We start from the raw sequence: 2,739 nt of genomic DNA, 5'->3' as shown, positions 1-2,739 counted from the left end.
ATTCTTCGCGCGGCGATGGGTGAGCGTTCGGATGCAACGTGGGCGGCTAAGCGTGTCGGGGTGAGCGTGGCCCGTCAGAAGGCCGCGTCCGTTTGAGTGGTGGTCTTTCGCTTCGTTGCGATGATCAGCTGTCGTTAGTTTAGGCGGCGGTGATCTCGGGGAGTATCACCGCCTCGTCGATGGTGGGGGTGGTCGCGGTGAGCTCGGTCATGGAGGCTTCGGAGAAGTAGCGGCGGTCGGCGGCTTCCCATTCGTCGTGTTGCTCGACGAGGACGGAGCCGGCCAGGCGGAGCAGGGCGGCGTTGTTCGGGAACACGCCAACGACGTCGGTGCGGCGCTTGATCTCCCGATTGAGGCGTTCCAGCGGGTTCGTGGACCAGATCTGTCGCCAATGCCGGGCGGGGAACGCTTTGAACGCGAGGATGTCGTCACGGGCGTCGGTGAGCATCACGGCGGTCTTGGGGTGGACGCGCTCGATCATGCGCACGACTTCGTCGAACTGGGCATCGATGTGCTCGGCGTCGGGTTGGGCGAAGATCGTGCGGATCACGCTGGCGACCATCTCCTGCCGGCCCTTCGGGAGGGCGGTCAGGACGTTGCGCATGAAGTGGACGCGGCAGCGCTGCCAGGCGGCGCCCTGCAACACGGTCGCTGCGGCCTTCTTCAGTCCGGCGTGGGCGTCGGAGATCACCAGCTTCACCCCGCCCAGACCTCGTGTCTTCAACGAGCGCAGGAACTGCTTCCAGAACTCCTCGGTCTCGCTGTCTCCGACATCGAAGCCCAGCACGACCCGCCGCCCGTCAGCGGCGACGCCGATCGCGACGACGACCGCCTGGGACACGACACGGTGGTCGATGCGGACCTTGCAGTAGGTCGCGTCGAGGAACACGTAGGGGTAGGCGATGTCAGACAGCGAGCGGTCGCGGAACGATGCGACCTCGGCGTCGAGCCCTTGGCAGATGCGGGACACCTCGGACTTCGAGATGCCAGTGTCAGCGCCGAGCGCTTTGACGAGGTCATCGACCTTCCGGGTTGAGACGCCGTGGAGGTAGGCCTCCATCACGACCGCGAACAAGGCTTGGTCGACCCGGCGGCGCCGCTCCAGCAGCGACGGGAAGAACGACCCCTGCCGCAACTTCGGGATCCGCAACTCCAGATCCCCAGCCGTGGTCGACAGCACCCGCGGCCGGGAACCGTTGCGGGTAGTCGTGCGCTCGCTCGTGCGCTCGTAGGGGGCGGCGCCGATGAATGCGGCTGTCTCCGCGTCGATCAGCTCCTGGTAGAGCCGCTCGGTCGCGGCTCGGATGCGGTCGGTGGTGCCGGTGAGCTTCAGTTCCCCGAGCAGCTCGAGGAGGGCAGACTGGTCAAGAGCCATCGTGCGGTGTCGTCTTTCTGTGTGAGTTCTTGGTCGTTCTCACTGACCATCGCACGATGGCTCACCCCGTCGCGGTCACGACGCCGCGGGCCCGAAAGACCACCACCCCGCGGGACTCCAGGCCCGGTAGCCGGGGAACGACTGGGCCCGGCCGGTGAAACCATGCGCCCACTCGGTGAGATCGTCCAGCCGCCCGGGGACGGCTGTGCGCGCCACCCGAGCCGTGACCGTGAGGTTATCTGGTTGCATGGTGTCCTCCCGGGGCAGAGGAAGCCCCGTCTCCCAGCGTATTGCGCCGATGACGCGGCACTGAACAGCTTCCGACCATCGGGGTCCGGATCAATAGCGCGAAATAGTGCTCTTCCGAGCAGTGGAGTGTCACCGCCACTGCCGCCTCACGCAGGATGGAAAGTTGAAAGACCTGGATCGACGGGGAGGTCATTTGCACGAGGCGTTTCGCTTGCTGCGGGAAGAAAGGCTCAAACGAGGCCGATACCATCGCCGAGCGACGGTGTATCACCCGGACGTAGAAGAGGTCGACCAGCTCTACGGTGTCCGGCTTCAGCTGGAGTCCTTAGGCGCGCGCCGGACGGTGGACGGATGCTGCGCTCCGAGATCGGCGCTTCGCGCGAGTACGGGACGCTAATGGATGCGGCGCTGGCAGTCGGTGACATGGGCGCCTGGCTGGTGGCGCACCACGCGTTCCTCCGCTGCTGCGTCGCGCGTGCAGACATCCCGTTGGGGCGGGTAGTGGACTCCTACCCGGAACGCTGCTTACACATCTATCAGTTGTGGCACCCGCAGTCGTTCGCCATCGCTCATCGCGAGTACGAGGCCGTCCTCGAGTCGATCGTCAGGCGTCCGACGCCCAGGGGATCGATCTGTCGCCGCTGGCGACCCACGAGTTCGCCTTCGACGATGCCGCCGCCGCCTTCGAGCAGTCCCGCGACGCGTCCAGCAGCCTGAAGGTCCTGCTCCGACCGTAGAGCGCCTGGGCCGTCGGGGCCGTCACAGGGAGCCACGCGGGCGGCGTGGGGTGGCACGGGCTGCAGTGGCACCGCGGAGACGATCCTCCCGCCTGTCGGGTCGGCATCGGAGCGCGCGGTGCAGGAGGAGCGCGCCCACGTTGCAAGTAAGCTTTCTGCCGTGCAGAATCGACAGCTCGGGTCGCCGGGCGATCCACCCCAGTATCCGATCGAGTCGGTCGACAACGCGCTGAAGCTGATCCTGCTGCTGGGTGAGGAGCACGAGCTGCGGCTCACGGACGCCGGTGCCCTCCTCGGGGTGGCGACCTCGACCGCGCACCGACTTCTCGCGATGCTGGCATGGCGCGGCTTCGTGCGGCAGAACCCGGTGACCAAGGC

At 66.7% G+C, this 2,739-nt stretch carries 4 protein-coding genes; 2 read left to right on the top strand and 2 right to left on the bottom strand.

The window, feature by feature from the left end; all coding sequences use genetic code 11:
• Window positions 1-139 precede the first annotated feature (139 nt).
• Window positions 140-1,375, bottom strand: a complete 1,236-nt coding sequence (locus tag AB0N02_RS47240) for an IS256 family transposase (RefSeq protein WP_046746337.1) — start codon at window positions 1,373-1,375, stop codon at window positions 140-142.
• Between the two features lie 75 nt (window positions 1,376-1,450).
• Complete coding sequence (locus AB0N02_RS47235) at window positions 1,451-1,624, bottom strand: hypothetical protein (RefSeq protein ID WP_363961737.1); 174 nt, start codon at window positions 1,622-1,624, stop codon at window positions 1,451-1,453.
• Between the two features lie 351 nt (window positions 1,625-1,975).
• Here AB0N02_RS47235 and AB0N02_RS47230 point away from each other — a divergent pair, with 351 nt between their 5' ends.
• Together AB0N02_RS47230 and AB0N02_RS47225 are read left to right on the top strand one after the other, a co-directional pair.
• Window positions 1,976-2,341 carry a hypothetical protein gene (locus tag AB0N02_RS47230; protein WP_062633834.1) on the top strand — a complete coding sequence of 122 codons (366 nt, stop codon included), beginning with the start codon at window positions 1,976-1,978 and terminating at the stop codon, window positions 2,339-2,341.
• 180 nt (window positions 2,342-2,521) lie between these two features.
• Window positions 2,522-2,739: helix-turn-helix domain-containing protein (locus tag AB0N02_RS47225; RefSeq protein WP_363961735.1), on the top strand; the 218-nt coding region annotated here is incomplete at its 3' end.

The sequence above is a fragment of the Streptosporangium sp. NPDC051022 genome (genome assembly GCF_040683035.1).
In the GTDB taxonomy this organism is placed as follows: Bacteria; Actinomycetota; Actinomycetes; order Streptosporangiales; family Streptosporangiaceae; genus Streptosporangium.
Note: the sequence above shows the minus strand (reverse complement) of the source record. Positions and strands in the feature narration are given on the sequence as shown.

Excerpts from the sequence above, each read along its gene's own strand:
- AB0N02_RS47240 (WP_046746337.1), bottom strand. The coding sequence starts at position 1,375 with ATGGCTCTTGACCAGTCTGCCCTCCTCGAGCTGCTCGGGGAACTGAAG.
- AB0N02_RS47235 (WP_363961737.1), bottom strand. The coding sequence starts at position 1,624 with ATGCAACCAGATAACCTCACGGTCACGGCTCGGGTGGCGCGCACAGCC.
- AB0N02_RS47230 (WP_062633834.1), top strand. The coding sequence starts at position 1,976 with ATGCTGCGCTCCGAGATCGGCGCTTCGCGCGAGTACGGGACGCTAATG.